This window comes from Kocuria gwangalliensis, assembly GCF_039544365.1.
GTDB classification, from domain to species: domain Bacteria; phylum Actinomycetota; class Actinomycetes; order Actinomycetales; family Micrococcaceae; genus Kocuria; species Kocuria gwangalliensis.
In genome coordinates this window covers 25113-41499 of the sequence record NZ_BAABLN010000031.1, presented here as the reverse complement: position 1 = coordinate 41499, position 16387 = coordinate 25113, and the positions used below count along the sequence as shown (strand labels likewise).

Annotated in this window: 14 protein-coding genes; 5 read left to right on the top strand and 9 right to left on the bottom strand. The window is 65.0% G+C overall.

Annotation, left to right across the window (positions count from 1 at the left end; translation table 11 throughout):
- Positions 1 to 210 precede the first annotated feature (210 nt).
- The 9 genes from ABEA06_RS09765 to ABEA06_RS09725 all read right to left on the bottom strand — a co-directional run bounded on the left by ABEA06_RS09765 (position 211) and on the right by ABEA06_RS09725 (position 11294).
- Positions 211 to 648 (bottom strand): AAA family ATPase, encoded by a 438-nt coding sequence (locus ABEA06_RS09765; RefSeq protein WP_303383297.1) that lies wholly within the window; start codon positions 646 to 648, stop codon positions 211 to 213.
- 314 nt (positions 649 to 962) lie between these two features.
- Positions 963 to 1553 (bottom strand): zeta toxin family protein, encoded by a 591-nt coding sequence (locus ABEA06_RS09760; RefSeq protein ID WP_345311369.1) that lies wholly within the window; start codon positions 1551 to 1553, stop codon positions 963 to 965.
- Complete coding sequence (locus ABEA06_RS09755) at positions 1553 to 1912, bottom strand: TA system antitoxin ParD family protein (protein WP_345311368.1); 360 nt, start codon at positions 1910 to 1912, stop codon at positions 1553 to 1555. Before ABEA06_RS09755 ends, ABEA06_RS09760 begins: the two co-directional genes overlap by 1 nt.
- 105 nt (positions 1913 to 2017) lie before the next feature.
- Positions 2018 to 3103: a redox-regulated ATPase YchF gene (gene ychF, locus ABEA06_RS09750; RefSeq protein WP_345311367.1), complete on the bottom strand. Its 1086-nt coding sequence runs from the start codon at positions 3101 to 3103 to the stop codon at positions 2018 to 2020.
- 43 nt (positions 3104 to 3146) lie between these two features.
- The gene (locus tag ABEA06_RS09745; protein WP_345311366.1) at positions 3147 to 4058 is read right to left on the bottom strand and encodes a phosphotransferase; all 912 of its coding nucleotides are present in this window, start codon (positions 4056 to 4058) and stop codon (positions 3147 to 3149) included.
- Between the two features lie 166 nt (positions 4059 to 4224).
- Positions 4225 to 5610 carry a phosphotransferase gene (locus tag ABEA06_RS09740; RefSeq protein ID WP_345311365.1) on the bottom strand — a complete coding sequence of 462 codons (1386 nt, stop codon included), beginning with the start codon at positions 5608 to 5610 and terminating at the stop codon, positions 4225 to 4227.
- On the bottom strand, positions 5607 to 7421 hold the full coding sequence (locus ABEA06_RS09735; RefSeq protein WP_345311364.1) for an ABC transporter ATP-binding protein: 1815 nt from the start codon (positions 7419 to 7421) through the stop codon (positions 5607 to 5609). The genes ABEA06_RS09740 and ABEA06_RS09735 overlap by 4 nt, the downstream gene beginning before the upstream one ends.
- Positions 7418 to 9952 (bottom strand): glycosyltransferase family 4 protein, encoded by a 2535-nt coding sequence (locus ABEA06_RS09730; RefSeq protein WP_345311363.1) that lies wholly within the window; start codon positions 9950 to 9952, stop codon positions 7418 to 7420. Before ABEA06_RS09730 ends, ABEA06_RS09735 begins: the two co-directional genes overlap by 4 nt.
- Positions 9939 to 11294, bottom strand: coding sequence for a glycosyltransferase family protein (locus ABEA06_RS09725; RefSeq protein ID WP_345311362.1), 1356 nt, complete (start codon positions 11292 to 11294; stop codon positions 9939 to 9941). Before ABEA06_RS09725 ends, ABEA06_RS09730 begins: the two co-directional genes overlap by 14 nt.
- A gap of 239 nt (positions 11295 to 11533) precedes the next feature.
- Between ABEA06_RS09725 and ABEA06_RS09720 the strand changes: the two genes are divergently transcribed.
- The 5 genes from ABEA06_RS09720 to ABEA06_RS09700 all read left to right on the top strand — a co-directional run bounded on the left by ABEA06_RS09720 (position 11534) and on the right by ABEA06_RS09700 (position 16386).
- Positions 11534 to 12484, top strand: coding sequence for an ABC transporter ATP-binding protein (locus ABEA06_RS09720; RefSeq protein WP_345311361.1), 951 nt, complete (start codon positions 11534 to 11536; stop codon positions 12482 to 12484).
- Between the two features lie 57 nt (positions 12485 to 12541).
- Positions 12542 to 13303, top strand: a complete 762-nt coding sequence (locus ABEA06_RS09715; RefSeq protein ID WP_303383001.1) for an ABC transporter permease — start codon at positions 12542 to 12544, stop codon at positions 13301 to 13303.
- Between the two features lie 29 nt (positions 13304 to 13332).
- Positions 13333 to 14463 carry a sensor histidine kinase gene (locus ABEA06_RS09710; protein ID WP_345311420.1) on the top strand — a complete coding sequence of 377 codons (1131 nt, stop codon included), beginning with the start codon at positions 13333 to 13335 and terminating at the stop codon, positions 14461 to 14463.
- Positions 14460 to 15071 (top strand): response regulator transcription factor, encoded by a 612-nt coding sequence (locus ABEA06_RS09705; RefSeq protein ID WP_345311360.1) that lies wholly within the window; start codon positions 14460 to 14462, stop codon positions 15069 to 15071. The genes ABEA06_RS09710 and ABEA06_RS09705 overlap by 4 nt, the downstream gene beginning before the upstream one ends.
- A gap of 70 nt (positions 15072 to 15141) precedes the next feature.
- The gene (locus tag ABEA06_RS09700) at positions 15142 to 16386 is read left to right on the top strand and encodes a DNA recombination protein RmuC (RefSeq protein WP_345311359.1); all 1245 of its coding nucleotides are present in this window, start codon (positions 15142 to 15144) and stop codon (positions 16384 to 16386) included.
- The last annotated feature ends 1 nt before the right edge of the window (position 16387 follow it).

Genomic DNA, 16387 nt, shown 5'->3' with positions numbered 1-16387 from the left:
ATTGCGCAGCGTCACCCACGCGGGAGTCCTCACCGAAGCGACATGTCCTCTCCTCAGCCGATTCTGGTGTACTTAATGAGCGACGGGTCACATCGCACAGTGCTGGGACGGGCCAGACATTGAGACAGGATTCCGCTACGCATTGGACCGGAACTCCACCACGTTCCGGTGGGAAGAAACCTCTCGTGCGTTTACATGAACAGAAAGGAACTATTCCAGGGCTTCAATATCATCGGCGAGGTTCACGACGGACCGACGGCCGTCCAGCTCAACAGTCGCACCCCTGCGAAGAAGCGGCTCGACCTCCCGCACATATCGCCGGACGTCTCGCTGCTGCTCCGTTGTGCGTCCGTACGGGTTGTTGGTTCGCGTCGCGATGCGTTCGATCAGCACGTCGATGGGTGCACTGAGGAGGACGACGTGCTCAAAACGATCGTAAAACCGCCCCTGATTCTCGGCCGTACCCGACACCACAACATTCGCGTGCTGCGCAAGCAGATCAGTCATTCGGGGTTCGTCCCACATGCTGCCGGACAGCTCCCAGCCATCGAAGTCGGTATCGACGGTGATTCGCCCGCGGCGCGCCAGCTCAGCGAGCACCGTCGATTTCCCGGCTCCCGACATTCCCGTGATCAGGATGCGAGGCATGACACCAAACCTAGCGGCGAAGCGACTTCGTCTCAACAGGTCGAATCAGGCCCAAGATTACATGTTGAACCGGAACTCCACCGCGTTCGACGGTCGAATTACCTGTGATGACAGCGGCTTGTGTGGTGGCGAGCGCAGGCGGCTCATGCGGGCCGAGCCATCGGCTACGGTCCGGTTCAGCTGCCCCCGGGGGTCTGGCGTCGACCAGTCGCGTGATTGTCACTCGGAAGATCAGAGCAACCTGACAGTCCAGCCTGTCCGCCTGTTCGAGGAGACGACCTCCATTCGCAGATTCGTCATCCCTGCAGCAAGGCTTAGCATCCCCCGCGGCCGCTCGTTCCTTCTCGCAGCGCAGCCGGCGTCCACTCCGGCCAGCTCGGAGACCCGATCAGCGCGCCGTGCTCGTAACGGGCACAGAGTCGGAACGGTATGCGTGCACTGCTGTTATCCAACAGCTCCGCCGTGTCAGCGAGCCGGATCGCCGCGCTAACGTTGCCCCACAGCCGCTCGTAGCGTTCGCGGATCTTGTGCTCCGGCACCGCGTGACCACCACGGCGTACCCTCTCGAGGACGCGTTGCACGGTGAGGTCGATCGGGACCATGATTACGTGCAAGTGAACGAGGTACCCGGCCTCGATACAATCGGCGACGAGTTGAACTTTGCTCGGGTGGGAGAACACCGTCTCCGAGATGAACGAGGCACCGTCCGCGATCCGGTCCCGTCGTTGCGCCTCCGCGATCCGCGCCGCCTCGTAGGCGTGCTCGGCCTGGGCATCGGGCCACGTCTTTGCCGCGATCTCGTCAGCATTGATGAACGACAGGTGCGTAGTCGGCATCAGCACGTCGCGAACATAGCTGGACTTCCCCGCGCCGTTAGACCCGGCCAGTAGATGGAGTATCGGCATCAGCCGTGAGCCGGATGCACGATGACGTCGCCGCCCTCATCCGCTTCGGAATACGACTCCCCCGCGGCGGCGAACTCAGCCTCATAGTTCAGCCCGGCTCGCAGCTCGCTGATGCGACTGGCCCATTCCTCTCGGACGATGGCCTGCTCGGGCTTACCGAGCGCGTCGTAGGAGCCCGACCCTGCCAGGACCCTGACGACCTCACGATGATTAACTTGCGGTGACATCTCCAGCTCTCGCCCGAGCCGGGCCCAATGTGCGATCTGCTGCGGCACTGTGCGTGAGGCAATGTGCGCTGCGGCTGTCGCGGACTCGTACACGTCCGGGGGAAGGCGGGTCGGCTGGCTGGCTCTCGACATACCATCAGTGTAGCACCGTACTACACTGGAGAACCGGCAACCTCGAAACTTGCTACATCAACAACATTTGTCCGCCCCGAAGCCATCAGAAGTCAGACACTGCTTTTATACGTTAAACCGGAATTCCACTACATCCCCATCCGTCATCACGTAGTCCTTGCCCTCAATACGGACCTTGCCCGCAGCCTTGGCGTCAGCCATGGATCCGGCGGCCACCAGGTCGTCGAAGGACACGACTTCGGCCTTGATGAAGCCCCGCTCGAAGTCCGTGTGGATCACACCGGCAGCCTTGGGTGCGGTGTCGCCCTTGTTGATGGTCCAGGCCCGGGATTCCTTGGGGCCGGCGGTGAGGTAGGTCTGCAGGCCGAGGGTCTGGAACCCGGTGCGGGCCAGCTTGTCCAGGCCGGATTCGTCCTGGCCGGACATTTCCAGCATTTCGCGGGCTTCCTCATCGGACAGCTCCACGAGGTCGGACTCGAGCTTCGCGTCCAGGAACACGGCCTGGGCCGGCGCGACCAGATCGACCAGTTCCTGCTGGCGTTCCGGCGAATCCAGTACTCCCTCATCAGCGTTGAACACGTAAATGAACGGCTTGGCGGTCAGCAGGTTCAGCTCACGCAACTGATCGAGTTCCAGCTTCTCGGGACCGGCGGCCTCGAAAATCGTGCGGCCTTCCTCGAGCACCTTCTGCGCGGCTTGGTACGCGGCCAGCTGCTCGGGAGAACCCTTCTTGATCTTGACCTGCTTTTCCAGGCGCGGAATCGCGTTCTCCATGGTCTGCAGGTCAGCTAACACCAGCTCGGTGTTAATGGTCTCCATGTCGGAGGCGGGGTCGATCTTACCGTCCACGTGGATCACGTCCGGGTCGTCGAACGCCCGCACCACCTGGGCGATCGCGTGCGCTTCACGGATGTTGGCCAGGAACTGGTTACCCAAACCCTCACCCTCGGACGCGCCCTTCACAATGCCCGCAATGTCCACGAAGGACACGGTGGCGGGCAGGATGCGCTCCGAGCCGAAGATCCCGGCGAGGGTGTTCAAACGCGGGTCCGGCAGATTCACGACCCCGATGTTCGGCTCGATGGTCGCGAACGGGTAATTCGCGGCGAGCACCGTGTTCCGCGTGAGCGCATTGAACAGCGTTGATTTACCGACGTTGGGAAGACCGACAATTCCAATAGTAAGAGCCACGGTAGGACAGTCTACCGCCGCCCACGGACACTCATGGAACGCCTCAGCCCAGCTGATCCAGTAACCGTTCGGCCACCGGCACCCACTGCGGCCTGAACGCATAGACGCACACCAACCGCGCGCGGGTTGCCTCCCGGTAAACCGCCATCCGCCGCGCATCGGCCCCCACCACTCGGGACGCCTCGGCGATCGCGATCCTCGCGAGGAGTGCCATGTCCTCGCTGAGCAACCCCTGCATCACGCGCAGGTCGATGTGCACCTCGAGATTTGCCAGGTCCAGTTCACGATCGGCCAGCACTGCGGTGTCGAAATCGAGCACTCCCATGCGCCGGTTGGCGCAGTCGAACAGCATTTGTCCGTCATGGAGATCGCGATGCGCGGGCACCAGTTCGTTACGTGCAGTTCCCTGTGTCCGGTCGTCCAGGCTCAGGAGAGCCTCGTGGACCCCGCCCTCGACCTCGGTCAAACGGTCGGCAAAACGACCGGCCAGTTCACCGGGGTCGTGCTCGCGCAGGTTGGCGAGCCATGTACCGACCACGCCCGCTTCGGCCGCGGCGTCATGCGTTTGCCAGTCATCAGCCCCGCCGACGTCGCTCAGCACGATGCGTGACCAGGCGGCCTGCCACTCGTCCCACGCGAGCGCCCAGCACTCCTGCTCCAGCTCCATCAGGGGCCGGCCCGGCACCGTACTCAACGTGACCGAATGCTCGGTGGTCTCCAGAACCCGCGGTACCGAGAACCCCGCTCCCTCGGCGAGCGCACCCATCGTGGTGGTGGCCGCGGCGACGTCGGCGGATTTTCCCGCCCGCAGGTGCTTCACGAATCCCCGCGAGGTGCAATCGACGGCGCGCTTGCCCGCCCGATGAACAATGAGTTCGCCACCGGGTTGCAGGGACGGTAATTTGCGGTCATTGGCGTACGGCGTCAGTTTCACGCCGAACTCAGGAACCTCCACGACCGCGCGGATCCGCTGGAGCGAATCGCGACACTCATAAATCCGTTCCCCCTCTTTCCCCGGCCATGAGCGACGCACAATTAATCGTTCACCATTGATATCGAATTGCATTGGAGCTTGTGAGTGCTCCGCCCCCGGCGCCCGCTGGGGCGCTATCCCCGTCATGTCATTCCACCTTGCCCCGCAGCACGGCGTGCGCGAGATCAACGCGCTGCCGTGCGTGATTGACGCAATCCGGATCCAGATTGCGAAACGCTTCGGTCACTCGCAAAAGCACATGGAACGCCGTCCACGCGCGCACGGATTCGTCCGTGACCACCCCCGTGCCGGGTACACGACGATACGCCTCAGCCAGGGCCATCGCAGTAGATGAATCGCGACCACTCAATAGCTCCACGGCCGCGAAATCACCCAGGTCGTAACCAATGGGTGCCATCTTCATGCGGTCGAAATCGATGAGGAGCGGCGCGCCGTCTTCCCCGAGCACCACCTGATCTGCGGAAAGATCCCCGTGGGCGAGCACCGCGGCGCCAGGATTCTCGGCGATGGCCCGCAGTACGTCGTCGGCCACGGTCTCGAATCGACCCCGCAAATCTGCCAGGAAACATGTCAGCCCGTTGGCCGCACCCTGCAGGGCGGTCACAGGATTCACGCCCGGCACGGCCAGTTTTTGGCCGAGTGCCCCGGGCATGCCCGAGTGCAGCACCTCCTGCGTCATGGACACCAACGCAGCCGGGTCAATGTTGTGCAGCCGGGTGACCGCCTCAGCCACCGCCGGCAAGAGATCGCTTGGCGAGAGCGCTACCGTTGCCGCAGCACCGGTCGCCGAACCACCGGAGACCTTGTCGCCCGCTGCGCCTGAATCAGACGTCGTCACGCCCGACACCGCGCCGCCCGTCGCCGCAACATCCGCAGCCAGCCGTTCCGTGAAATCTCTCCCGGTGATCCACGGTTGCTCGATGCTGTGCTGGGTCATCCCCGTCACCGGCAGTACGGGCGCACCGAGCTGATGCAACGCCGACAGCAACGGCGCCGTGGCGGGAGGTTCCGCCCACACGCGCACCACGGAAGACTCGCCGGAATCGCCGGCGCGCTTGAACACCACACGACGCCACGGGTTGTAGCTGAGCACGGTCCCGTCAACCTGCCCACGCGGGTCCACGGCCTTGATCTCCGCAAGCGCCTTGAACAACATGCGGTCCAGGCCGATCGGCCCACAGAACACGCTGGTGCGCGGATCGTCCGGCAGCAGCGCGGTGAACAGCGGGTACCCGGTCTGATCAGCGCGCTTGAGCAATTTGCCGGCCTTGTTCGTCTCGCTCGGTGCGTACGCGGCGAACCACCAGGGCTGGCTTGCGGCCCCGAAACGGTCGCGAGCGGCGTCGACAATCCGCGCCACCGCGGAGGTCTCCGGCTTGAAGCGAAGGTGCTCAATGACCGGCCGGGCCATGCCCGTGTTGGCGATCAGCATGGCAATCGAACGGGCATCCGATTCCGAACCCGGCAGGGCGTACAGCGCGTTGAGCACCGGTGTTCTCAGTGCCTGGCTCATGAGACCTCCGTTGCGTTGCGCTGGGTCTTGGCCCACGCGGCGAACCGGCCAGAATGTTCCGTCATGAGTTCGGCGGGAGTGCCGTCCAGTTCGATATTTCCGTTCTCGATCCACAGGACGCGGTCCGCGTCCAGCGCCAGGTGCGCATCGTGGGTGATGGCCACGGTCGTGCGATCCACGGTCAGGTGGTCAATGGCTTTGAGCACCGCCGACGTCGCCGCGGGGTCCAGTCCCGTTGTGGCCTCGTCCAGGACCACCACCGGCGAATCCCTCAGCAGCGCACGGGCCACCGCGATGCGCTGGCGTTGGCCGCCGGACAGCGTGCCTCCGCGCTCACCCACGTAGGTGTCGTAAGCCTGGGGCATCGCGCAGATGAAGTCGTGGGCGTACGCGCGGCGGGCGGCTTCTTGCACCTCTTCATCGGAGGCGTCCAGGCGGCCGTAACGAATGTTGTCGTTGATGGTGCCGGAGAACAGCACGGTCTCCTGGGGCACCAGGGCAATGTGCGAGCGCAGGCTCTCCAGCGTGATGTCGCGGATGTTGGTGCCGTCCAGGCATACCTTGCCCTGATCGGGATCGATCAGTCGGGGCAGCAGCTTGCTGATCGTGGACTTGCCGGCACCCGAAGGACCGACCACCGCCACACGTTGACCCGCGGGGATCTCCACGTCCACACCACGCAGGATGGGGTCGCCGGGGTTGTAGCCGAACCACACGTCGCGCAGGGCCAACTCGCCACGGGCGTAGGCCAGCGGCTTGGCGTCCGGATCGTCGCCGATATCCACGGGCACGTCCAACACGTCCGCGATGCGTTCACCGGAGGCGGTGGCCCGGGCGATGCGGCCGGTGTACTTGGCCAGGTCGCGCAGGGGTTTCATTGCGGTCTTGAGATAGGTCAGGAAGATCACCAGATCGCCGGGGCTCATCCCGCCCTGGACCACGCGCCAACCGCCGCCGCCAAGAACCAGTGCAGTAGCCACGCCAACAATCACGTCCGTACGGCGCTCGAGTCCGGCGGCGAGCTTCTTGGCCTGGACGCCGTCCTTGAGGGTCTTCATGTTGGAGCCGGAGAAGTTCTTGCTGATCTCACCGTGCAGGCTGTAGGCATGCACCACGCCGATTGCGCCCAAGGACTCCTGGGCGATGTTGGCCAACTGGCCCTCGCCCTTACGAGTCCGGCGGGACGCCTCGGTGATGCGCGTGGTCGAGCCCTGCGACGTCACCCAGTAGGCGATCGCAGCGAGCACCACCACGCAAGCCAGACGGGCGTCCAGCACGAACATCACCACGGCCATGACCAGCAGCGTGATCACGTTGGCGATCAGCGGCAAACCGGCAGTCACGGCCACGTCCTGCAGCTTGCCCACGTCGCCGACCAGTCGTTGCACCAGGTCACCGCGCTTACTCGTGGCGTGATAGCCGTCCGAGAGCGATTGCACGTGGGAGAACACCGCTGCGCGCAGTTTGGTGGCCACGCGGGATCCGGCCAGAGCGAAGCACACCGTGGCCAAGTAATTCGACAGCGCCCGCAGACCCACGATCAGCACCACCGCCGCGGCACACGCGACCAGCAGGCTCGCGGTCGCGGCCGGTGCGCCGGGAATGGTCGCTCCCAGCTGAGCGGTCACGGCGTCCACCACGAACTTGGTGGGCCACGGTTCGAGCACGCGGAAGGCCACCTCGAACAGCAGCGCGGTAATACCACCGGACATCAGCCATTTCTGGCCGCCCAAGTGGGGCCGCACGATTTTGAGGGTCCGGCGCAGGGCTCCGGGATCGACCTTGCCCGCCTTCTTGGATTTTGAGCTCACGGTGCGCCGCCGTCTCCGGCCGCCACCGCGGCAAACTCAGTGGCGGCGGTGGCGATCTCAGCGAGCTGGCTCGCGACGCCGCTCAGGATCGTATCCACGGCCTTGCTCCAGCTGTGCCGTGAAACGGCCAGAGCGCGGGCGTTACGGGCCATCCGGTTGCGGCGTTCGGCGTCGATCACGAGCTCGTCGATTGCGTCCGCGAGCGCTTGCGCGTCCGACGGTGGCACGAGCACCCCGGCGTCGGTGCCTTCCAAGATGTGCGGGATCTGTCCGATCGCCGAGGCCACCACGGGGAGTCCCGCGGCAAGGTATTCGTAGACCTTGAGCGGGGAGAAGTACGAGTCCTCGGTGGCCACGGCCGGGTAGGGGGCGGTGGCGATCGAGCAGCCGGTCAAAAAACCGGGAACGGCCTCGGGGGTCACGGCACCGGTGAACGACACACGGTGCTGCAGCCCGGCGTCCTTCACGCGAGCCCGCAGGATCTCGCTCTGTGGCCCGTGGCCGATGATGCGCAGATCCCAGTCCTGCCGGGCCAACGCGGCGGCTTCGACCAGGATTTCCACACCGTGCCACGGCTTGAGCGTGCCCACGAAAACCACGGTTGGTCGATCGCTCTCCAGCGGGTCTTCGCCGGGGACGATCCGATCCGTGTTGACGCCGTTGGGCACCACGGTGACCTCGGCTCCCCCGGTTGTGCCGACAACCCAGTCCGCGACCATGGCGGACACGGCGATCGTGTGCGCGGCGGCTGAGGTCTGTTCGACCAGCGCGCGGTGCGCGAGCTTCTCATCGATCAGGTGACGGTGCGTGCGCTGTTCGTCGATGAGTGGCGCATTGACCTCGAGAATGCCCGGGATGCCTGCGGGCGCGACCTGCGCGAGCGTCGTGGAGAACAAGGAGTACCGCTCGTAGACCAGGTCGAAGCCACCAGCTGCGATCTGGAACGCGAATTCGGAGCTCACGGTGTGCTGAGCGGTCTCGCGCTCGGCGGTTTCCTTGATCGTGATGGGGCGGTGGACTACCTCCACGCCGCCCAGGTCGGCGGGCCGGTCATGGTCGGTGCGGGTCGCGAAGACCGTGACGTGCGCGCCGCGGCGGATGAACTCGCGCACCACTTCCTGCACATGCACGGAAGCGCCCTTGGTGCCGAACACCGGAATCCCCGGGTCCACGCACACGTATGCGATGCGTTTGCCGGCGAGGTCCGGGGCGGGCGGGGTGGCTGCTGCGTCGTGGGCGGTCTCGTTCGCTCGCGGAACGGGCGGAACTGCGGGCTCGCCGATGTCCTGTAACCGTCCGTTTTCCAGGGCCATGAGCATACGTGCTTGGGACCGCGAGTCGAAGCGGTTTTCGACGTGGTGACGAGCCGCGGCAGCCGTTGTTTGGCGGTCGAAGGCGGGGTCCGCGATGGTGGCGAGCGCGCTGGCCAGTTCGTCCACGTTGCCGGGAGTGTGCAGAAGCCCCGTGACACCGTGCGCTATGGCTTCCGGAATGCCGGTGACGGTCGACGCGACGCAGGGAACACCGCTGGCCATGGCCTCGAGCAGCACAGTGGGTAGGCCGTCCGCGTTACCGTCCGCGCCAACAATGGAAGGCGCCGCAAAGGCATCCGCCCAGGCCAACAGCTCACGGACCTCTTGTTGCGTGCGAGCGCCCAGGAGGGTGACCACGTCGCTCAGGCCCGCGATGTCGATCGCGGTCCGGACACGGGTGAACAGGGCTCCTTCACCGGCGATACGCACCTCCACCGGAATCCCCTGTGCCACGAGCCGGCCCGTGGCAGCGACCAGGTCGAAGAATCCCTTCTTCTCGACCATCCGGCCCACGGCAGCAATGCGCAGCGGCCTGGTTCCGTCCAGCACGGCCGGGGGCGAGTACGGGAAACGATCCAGCTCCAACCCGTTGTATACCAGGTGCACCTTGTGGGCGTGGTCCGGGTACTGGGTGGCCAGGTGGTTGAGGTTGTACCCGGAGATCGTGATGACGTGGTGCGACCGCGCAATGGTGCGGTGCAAGCGGGCCGGGACCACGGACTCGTGGAAGATGTCCTTGGCGTGGGTGGTCACCGAGTATGCGATGCCGGCCAGCAGCGCGGCGATCTCGGCGGTCTGTCCCGCCAGCGTGGCAAAATGGGCGTGCAGGTGCGTGATGCCGCGGCGAGAGACCGCGCACGCGAGTTGGACGGCCTGGTGAACGTCGGCGGCGTCGTAGGTGACCAGCTCGGGGAGCAGGTCGGCATAACGGCGGGCGAAACCGGGGATCGTGGCGGTCGCCTCGGCCAGAAGCGCCCAGGCGTCGGAAAGTTTAGACGGCTTGGGCAGGAACGACACGGGAGCCTGGACCAGCGCGATCTCGGGGTGGAAGCGGGTATCCGAGGTGGGGCGCAGCGCAAAGATCTCAAGGGATTCACCCGCGGCTTCACGGGCGAGGATCTCGGTGACAATGAAGGTTTCGGAAAACCGCGGGTACACCTTGAGCACGTAGGCGGTCTTACGTGCCGGGTGGGCGGTGGCGGACTCAGAACGCCGCATGGTTGACTCCTGCTGCTTGGAACGAACGGGCCGGAACGGTCACCGCACTGCGGGGAGCCCCCGCAGGATCAATTTCTGCGACATCGCCTGAATCGGAAGAATAGCCAACCACGATGTTCGCCCCCGCAGCCGGCAGCGAAGCGACAGTCTTGTCGGTGAGCCACGCGAGATCCGCCGCCAGATCAACCACGCGGTTCAGACCGTTGAGTTCGAGCCCGGCGCGGGCACTTTGCTGCCTCTCCCGGACGGCGGGGTTCGCCACGGCCTCCGCCAACCACTGACCGATAAATGTGCTCGTAGCCTCGGACGGATCCACCCAGTCGACGGCGCCGGCCTCCCCCAGTCCGCGAGCGCGAATGATCTGCTCGGTGCGCGGGGTGGTGCGCGGAACCAGCAGCGCGGGAGTGTCCGTGGAAAGCGTCTCGGCCACGGTGTTGTACCCGGCCATGGACACCACGGCATCTGCGCAGGCCACGTAGGACATGCCGTCCGAGACCTTGGTGGTGACCGTGGTGGACGGCCCCACGGCGGCTTCCACCGAGTGGCGCTCGGCGGCGGGCATCTGCGGACCGGTCACCACCAAGTGTTGCACGCCGGCCGGTACCGTCGCTGCGGCCGCGGCCCTGGCTACGTTGACGCCGTCGGAGCCGCCACCGAGCATCGTGAGCAGGAACGGTGTGGTGGCCGCGTTGTGACGACCGGAGAATTTGCGGCCACTCGAGAGCAGGCCGGTGTAGTCGACCATGGGCGCGAATTCTGCGGGCAGCTCCCCGGTGGCCAGCGGATCGTGGATCTCGCGGTCGCCGTAGACCCACACGCGGTCGAATAAGTCGGTCACGGGATCAAGGCCCACGCGCTTCCATTCCTCGGCAGCTACCTCGGGTGCGTCCAGGACCTCGCGCAGTCCTAGGACCAACGTGGTCTCCGGCTTTGCAGCTTTGAGGTTTTCAAGGGGCTTGATCAGCTCGCCATCGATGCCGAACGGATGACGGTCCACGATCACGATGTGCGGACGGAACGCGTCCAGGGCGCCACCGATCACGGAGGAGCGGATGTTGATCAGCCGCTCGCTCCTGACCCCCAGGTGGCGGGCCTCGTACTTGTCGGCACCCTTGCGAATCCCGGGGACCACGAGCCAGTCGAAACCCTTGGGGCAGCGGTAGGACGTGGCGGTGCGTTCACCGGTAATGAGCAACCCGGACAGCTTGCGACCGGTCAGCTCGGGCAGCGTGTCGGACAGTGCCTGCGCAATGGCCAGGTTACGGCGGGTGTGACCCAGACCCAACGAATCGTGTGAGTAGAGGGCGATCCGCAACTCTTGGCAGTGATGTGCAGTATTCATCCGTTGACCTCACGTTCGAGCCGGCTGGTTGATCCGCCGACGGCTGTCCTGTTAACCCAAGACTAGAAATCGGGTGTGAATCGGACGTGAGACGTTCATGAGAAATTTCTCATGTGGTGCCCGGCGGTTACGTGCGCCCTCCGGCGAGCCATTTTTAAGGCTAGCCCATGACGATTGTCATGTGCGAGTCATGACGTTCGGCAGTTCTGAACCGGGCAAATTCCCGCGAATATGGGGGTATGAACGCACCAGCCACCCCATCAGCTTCACGAGCCGCTCCCACGACGACGCCGCTCGCTCCGGCCATCGAGTGCTCCCGGGTTCACCAGGTGTTCCGCACCCGCAAGGAAACCGTGCACGCGGTCAATGATGTGAGCCTGCGCATCGACCGCGGCGAGATCGTTGCCCTGCTCGGGCCCAACGGTGCCGGCAAGACCACGCTCTTGGACATCATCCTCGGCATGTCCGATCCCCAGGACGGCACGGTCTCGGTCTTCGGTCGCAGCCCCCGCGAGGCGGTGTCCCGTGGCCTGGTGGGCGCCGTCCAGCAGACCGGTGGTTTGCTCGACGACTTATCGGTACGCGAGACAGTGGTCATGATCGCGTCCCTCTACCGGAAACACATGCCGGTGGACGAGGCCCTCGAACGGGCCGGAGCAACCACCTTCGCGAAACGCAAAGTGTCCAAGTGCTCGGGTGGCCAGCAGCAGCGCGTGCGGTTCGCCCTGGCACTGCTCCCCGAACCCGACCTCCTGGTGCTGGATGAGCCCACGGCCGGCATGGATGTCCAATCCCGCCACGAGTTCTGGGACACGATGCACGCCGAGGCCCGCGAGGGTCGCACGGTGGTCTTCGCCACCCACTACCTGCAGGAAGCCGAGGACTTCGCCCAGCGTGTGGTGCTCCTGGACCGCGGGGCCGTGCATCACGACGGGACGGTGGACAGCTTCCGCTCCGCTTCGACCCACCAGGCAGTGACTTTTACCTGGCCGGAGCCGACGCCGCTGCCGGGCCTCCCCGGTATCACGCACCTGGACCGGAAGGGCTCCCGCGTCATCGCGCACACTCACGAATCGGACCGGTTGGCCCGAGTGCTGCTGACCCAGACACCGGCCGCCGAGCTGGAAATCTCTCGCGGCGGCCTGGAAGACGCGTTCACCGCCCTCATTAGCCGTTCCGACGACACCTGAGTCACGCGGCTCCAGTACCGACATCTGCAGACCACCAGGACAGACAAGGATTCCGTCATGAATCTCACCTACACGCTCCACGATTTCTGGCGACAGGTCAGGGCCTTCGAGAACATGTTCTTCATTGCCATCTTGCCCGCGGCACTGTTCATCATGTTCGGCGTCACCCAGGGCTGGTCCAACGATTCATCGGGCCACGGCAATGTCTCCGCGTACCTCATGGTTTCCATGGCGGCGTACGGGGCTGTGACGGCAACCACGTCGATCGCGGGCAGCGCTGCAGTGGAACGGATGAAGGGCTGGGGCCGGCAACTGGCCATGACTCCCATGGGTACGGGCGGTTATGCCGCCACCAAAGTGGTGGTGGCCGTAGCCGTGGCGGTCGTGCCGGTGATCATTGTCTACCTGGTCGGCGTCTTCACCAATTCCGCCATGGACGACCTGTGGCGCTGGTTTGCGACCGCCGGCATCGTGGTGGCTTGTTCCGTGGTCTTCGCACTCTATGGTTTGGCTGCGGGGTTGTTGTTCCGTTCGGACGGCGCCGTCAGCGCGGCCGCCGGCCTGCTGGTGGTGCTCGCTTTTCTGGGCAACGTGTTCATGCCGCTGTCCGGTTCGCTACTGGAGTTCGCCCGCTTCACGCCCTTGTATGGAATTGTTGGACTTGCCCGCTACCCCATTACCGAAGGATGGGTGGTTGCCGTGGATGGCACGGCCGAACAGGACAGCGTATGGATGCTGTTGGCCAATGTCGGTGTGTGGGCCGTGATCTTTGCGGCCGTAGCCCTGTTTGCTGCACGGAAAGCGACGGCCCGGACATGAGCACGGTGACGAGTAACACTCAGACCGTGATGGAAACCACGGCCGAGAATCCCGCCGACTGGTCCACCGGCTGGAGCGATGTTCTCTACGCGTCCGTATGGCTGGTGTTCCTGCTCTTCCCTGTCTCGAATGTGCTGTCCGCGCCGGTGTCGGACGGACTCAAGGCGCTGGGCCTCACGGGTCTTGGCGTGTTCGCCGTGCTGTACGTGATCTCCTGGATCTACGAGGTGCCGTTCCCGCGCCGCAGTGAACTGGTCAACGCGCTCTTCTGGTGCCTGATCCTCCTGTTGCCTCTGGCCTTGGTGGTCCCGGCGGCCGGACTGACCGGCACCTACGTGGCGCCGTTCTTCGTGGCCGTGTGCGCGTTCCGACTGTCCATGAAAGGCGCGATCATTGCGGCCGCGGTCATCGCGGTCATTGCAATCACCCCGTGGCTGATCATGTACCCGCCGCAGCAATGGTTTTGGCCCCTCGTGGGCATCTCACCCGCGTTCATGCTGTTGTTGGTGTCCCGCTGGGTCATGGAACGGTCCATGGTCAGGGAAGAACTCCAGCGTGAACTCAAGTTGGCCCAGCAGCGCGAATCGGTGGGCCGAGACGTCCACGACATTCTGGGCCATTCACTGACCGTGGTGTCCATGAAGGTTCAGCTGGCCAAACGCCTCATGGCCACGGACCCGGAACGAGCGGCCCAGGAGCTCGACGACGTTCTGGTCCTCACCCGCGATTCCCTCACCGATGTACGCTCCACCGTGGGCAAACTGCGGGAACCGGAGTTGAGTGTGCAATTGGTGCAGGCCCGGGCGGCCCTGCGTTCAGCGGGTATCACCCCGCACCTGCCCAGCACCGTTCCGACCATTGCCCCACCCAGGCGCGCCACGTTCGCGTGGATCCTGCGCGAGGCCGTGACCAATGCGGTGCGCCATTCCTCCGCCTCGGCCTGCTGGGTCACGCTCATCTCGACCACCCTGACCATCACCGACGACGGCGCAGGGTTAGGTGGCGAGCGCCGCGGCGCGGACGCGGCGGCGGCGTCGGTTTCCGGGAACGGCCTGCGCGGCATGCGCGAACGGGCGGAGCGAGCGGGGTTGAGACTGACCGTGACCTCGCCCGTGGACGGTAAGGACCGAGGAACTCGAATCGTGGTGGAACCGGCATGAACACCATTTCGGTAGTGATCGCGGACGACCAAGCGTTGGTGCGGGCCGGTCTGGTCGCGCTGCTGGAGCTGGAACCGGACATCTGCGTGGTCGCCCAGGCCGGCAACGGTCGAGAGGCCGTGGCCGCAGTCGCAGCCCAGAACGTGGATGTGGCCCTGCTGGACATTGAAATGCCCGTGCTCAACGGACTGGATGCCACGCAGGAAATTGCGCGCGGCGGGAGCGGAACCAAATGTCTGATCGTCACGACGTTCGACCGACCCGGGTACTTGCGGCGCGCCCTGGACGCCGGAGCGAGCGGGTTCGTCGTGAAAGATACCCCGGCCGACCAATTGGCGGAGGCCATCCGGCGTGTGCACGCGGGACTGCGCGTGATCGATCCCGTTCTCGCTGAGGAATCCTTGGTGGCCGGGTCCAATCCGTTGACCCAGCGGGAACAGGACGTGCTGCGGGAATCCGCGCAGGGTGGCTCCGCCAAACACATTGCGGCCGCCCTGCATCTGTCCCCCGGTACGGTGCGCAATCATTTGTCGTCGGCCATCGGGAAGACGGGCGTGCACAACCGATCCGAGGCCGCGGCGAGGGCGCTGCGCAACGGGTGGATCTAGCGGGGCGTGTTTCAGGGGCTCCCCCAGGAACGAACTTATGCGTGTCGGAGGGATCTGAGACAGTTCACCCATGGACGCTTCCGTGATGTCTCAGGTGTGGTGGTTGTGGGCGTTGCTCGCCCTCGTGGTTGGCCTAGGGCTGGGTGCGGCCGTGGGTCTGACGGTGGCGGGTCGCCGGACGCGGCGAGTTGAAGCCGAGGTCGATGAGTTACAAGCCGAGCGTCTGAGCGCGTTACAGGAAAGCGCCGCGGCACGGGAAGCCAAGGAACAGCTCGAGAAACACGTGGCCACCCTTGAAGCGCGGTCCTTCCAGGATCAGAACGTGCTGCAGGCGCTGGCTCCGCTCAATGATCAGCTGCGCACCGTGGGGCATCACGTCACCCAATTGGAACGTGACCGTGCGGCGCAGTTCGGTGCGGTGAGCCAGGCACTGGATGCCGCTCGCAGCACCGACGCCCAGTTGTTGGAGGCCACCGGTTCGTTGTCATCCTCCCTGCGGTCCACCACAGTGCGAGGTGCGTGGGGAGAAATGCAGTTGCGCCGCGTGGTGGAGGCCGCGGGCATGGTGCGCCACGTGGATTTCACGGAGCAGGACTCCCGCGTGACCGACCGCGGAGTGCAACGACCGGACATGATCATCAAGCTGCCCGGTGGGCAATCAATTGTGGTGGATGCCAAGGCACCCATGAACTCCTACCTGGATTCGCAGGCCGTTCCCGCGGACGGCTCCTCCGAGAACGAGCAGCTCCGGGCGCGGTCCTTGAAGGCGCACGCCAAAGCACTGCGGTCGCACGTGGACGCGCTGGCCACCAAGCAGTACTGGACGGGCAACGATGGGTCACCCGAGCTGGTGATGTGCTTCGTCCCCGTGGAATCCGCCCTGGCCGCAGCCCTGGAAACGGACGCGACACTGCTGGAACATGCCTCGCGGAACAACGTGGCGTTGGTGTCCCCGGTGTCGCTGATGGCATCGTTGAAGGCCGTGGCGTTCAGCTGGCGGCAGGCCACCCTCACGGACAACGCTCGTGAGCTCTACCGCCTGTCGCGGGAGCTCTACGACCGCATGGGATCCGTGGGTAAACACCTCGCGGACATGGGTGGATCACTGCGGCGTTCGGTGGACGGCTACAACAAACTGGTGGGATCGTTGGAAACCCGAGTACTGCCCTCAGCACGCAAGATCGCTGCATTGGATCCCACCGACAACGATTCCACCGGGCTCGAAACCAAACCCGTGGAAACCATGCCCCGGGCCGTCACCGCCACGGAGTTCGTGCTGGAGCGAGACGTTGACCGAGAAGAGCGAGCAAGCTAGG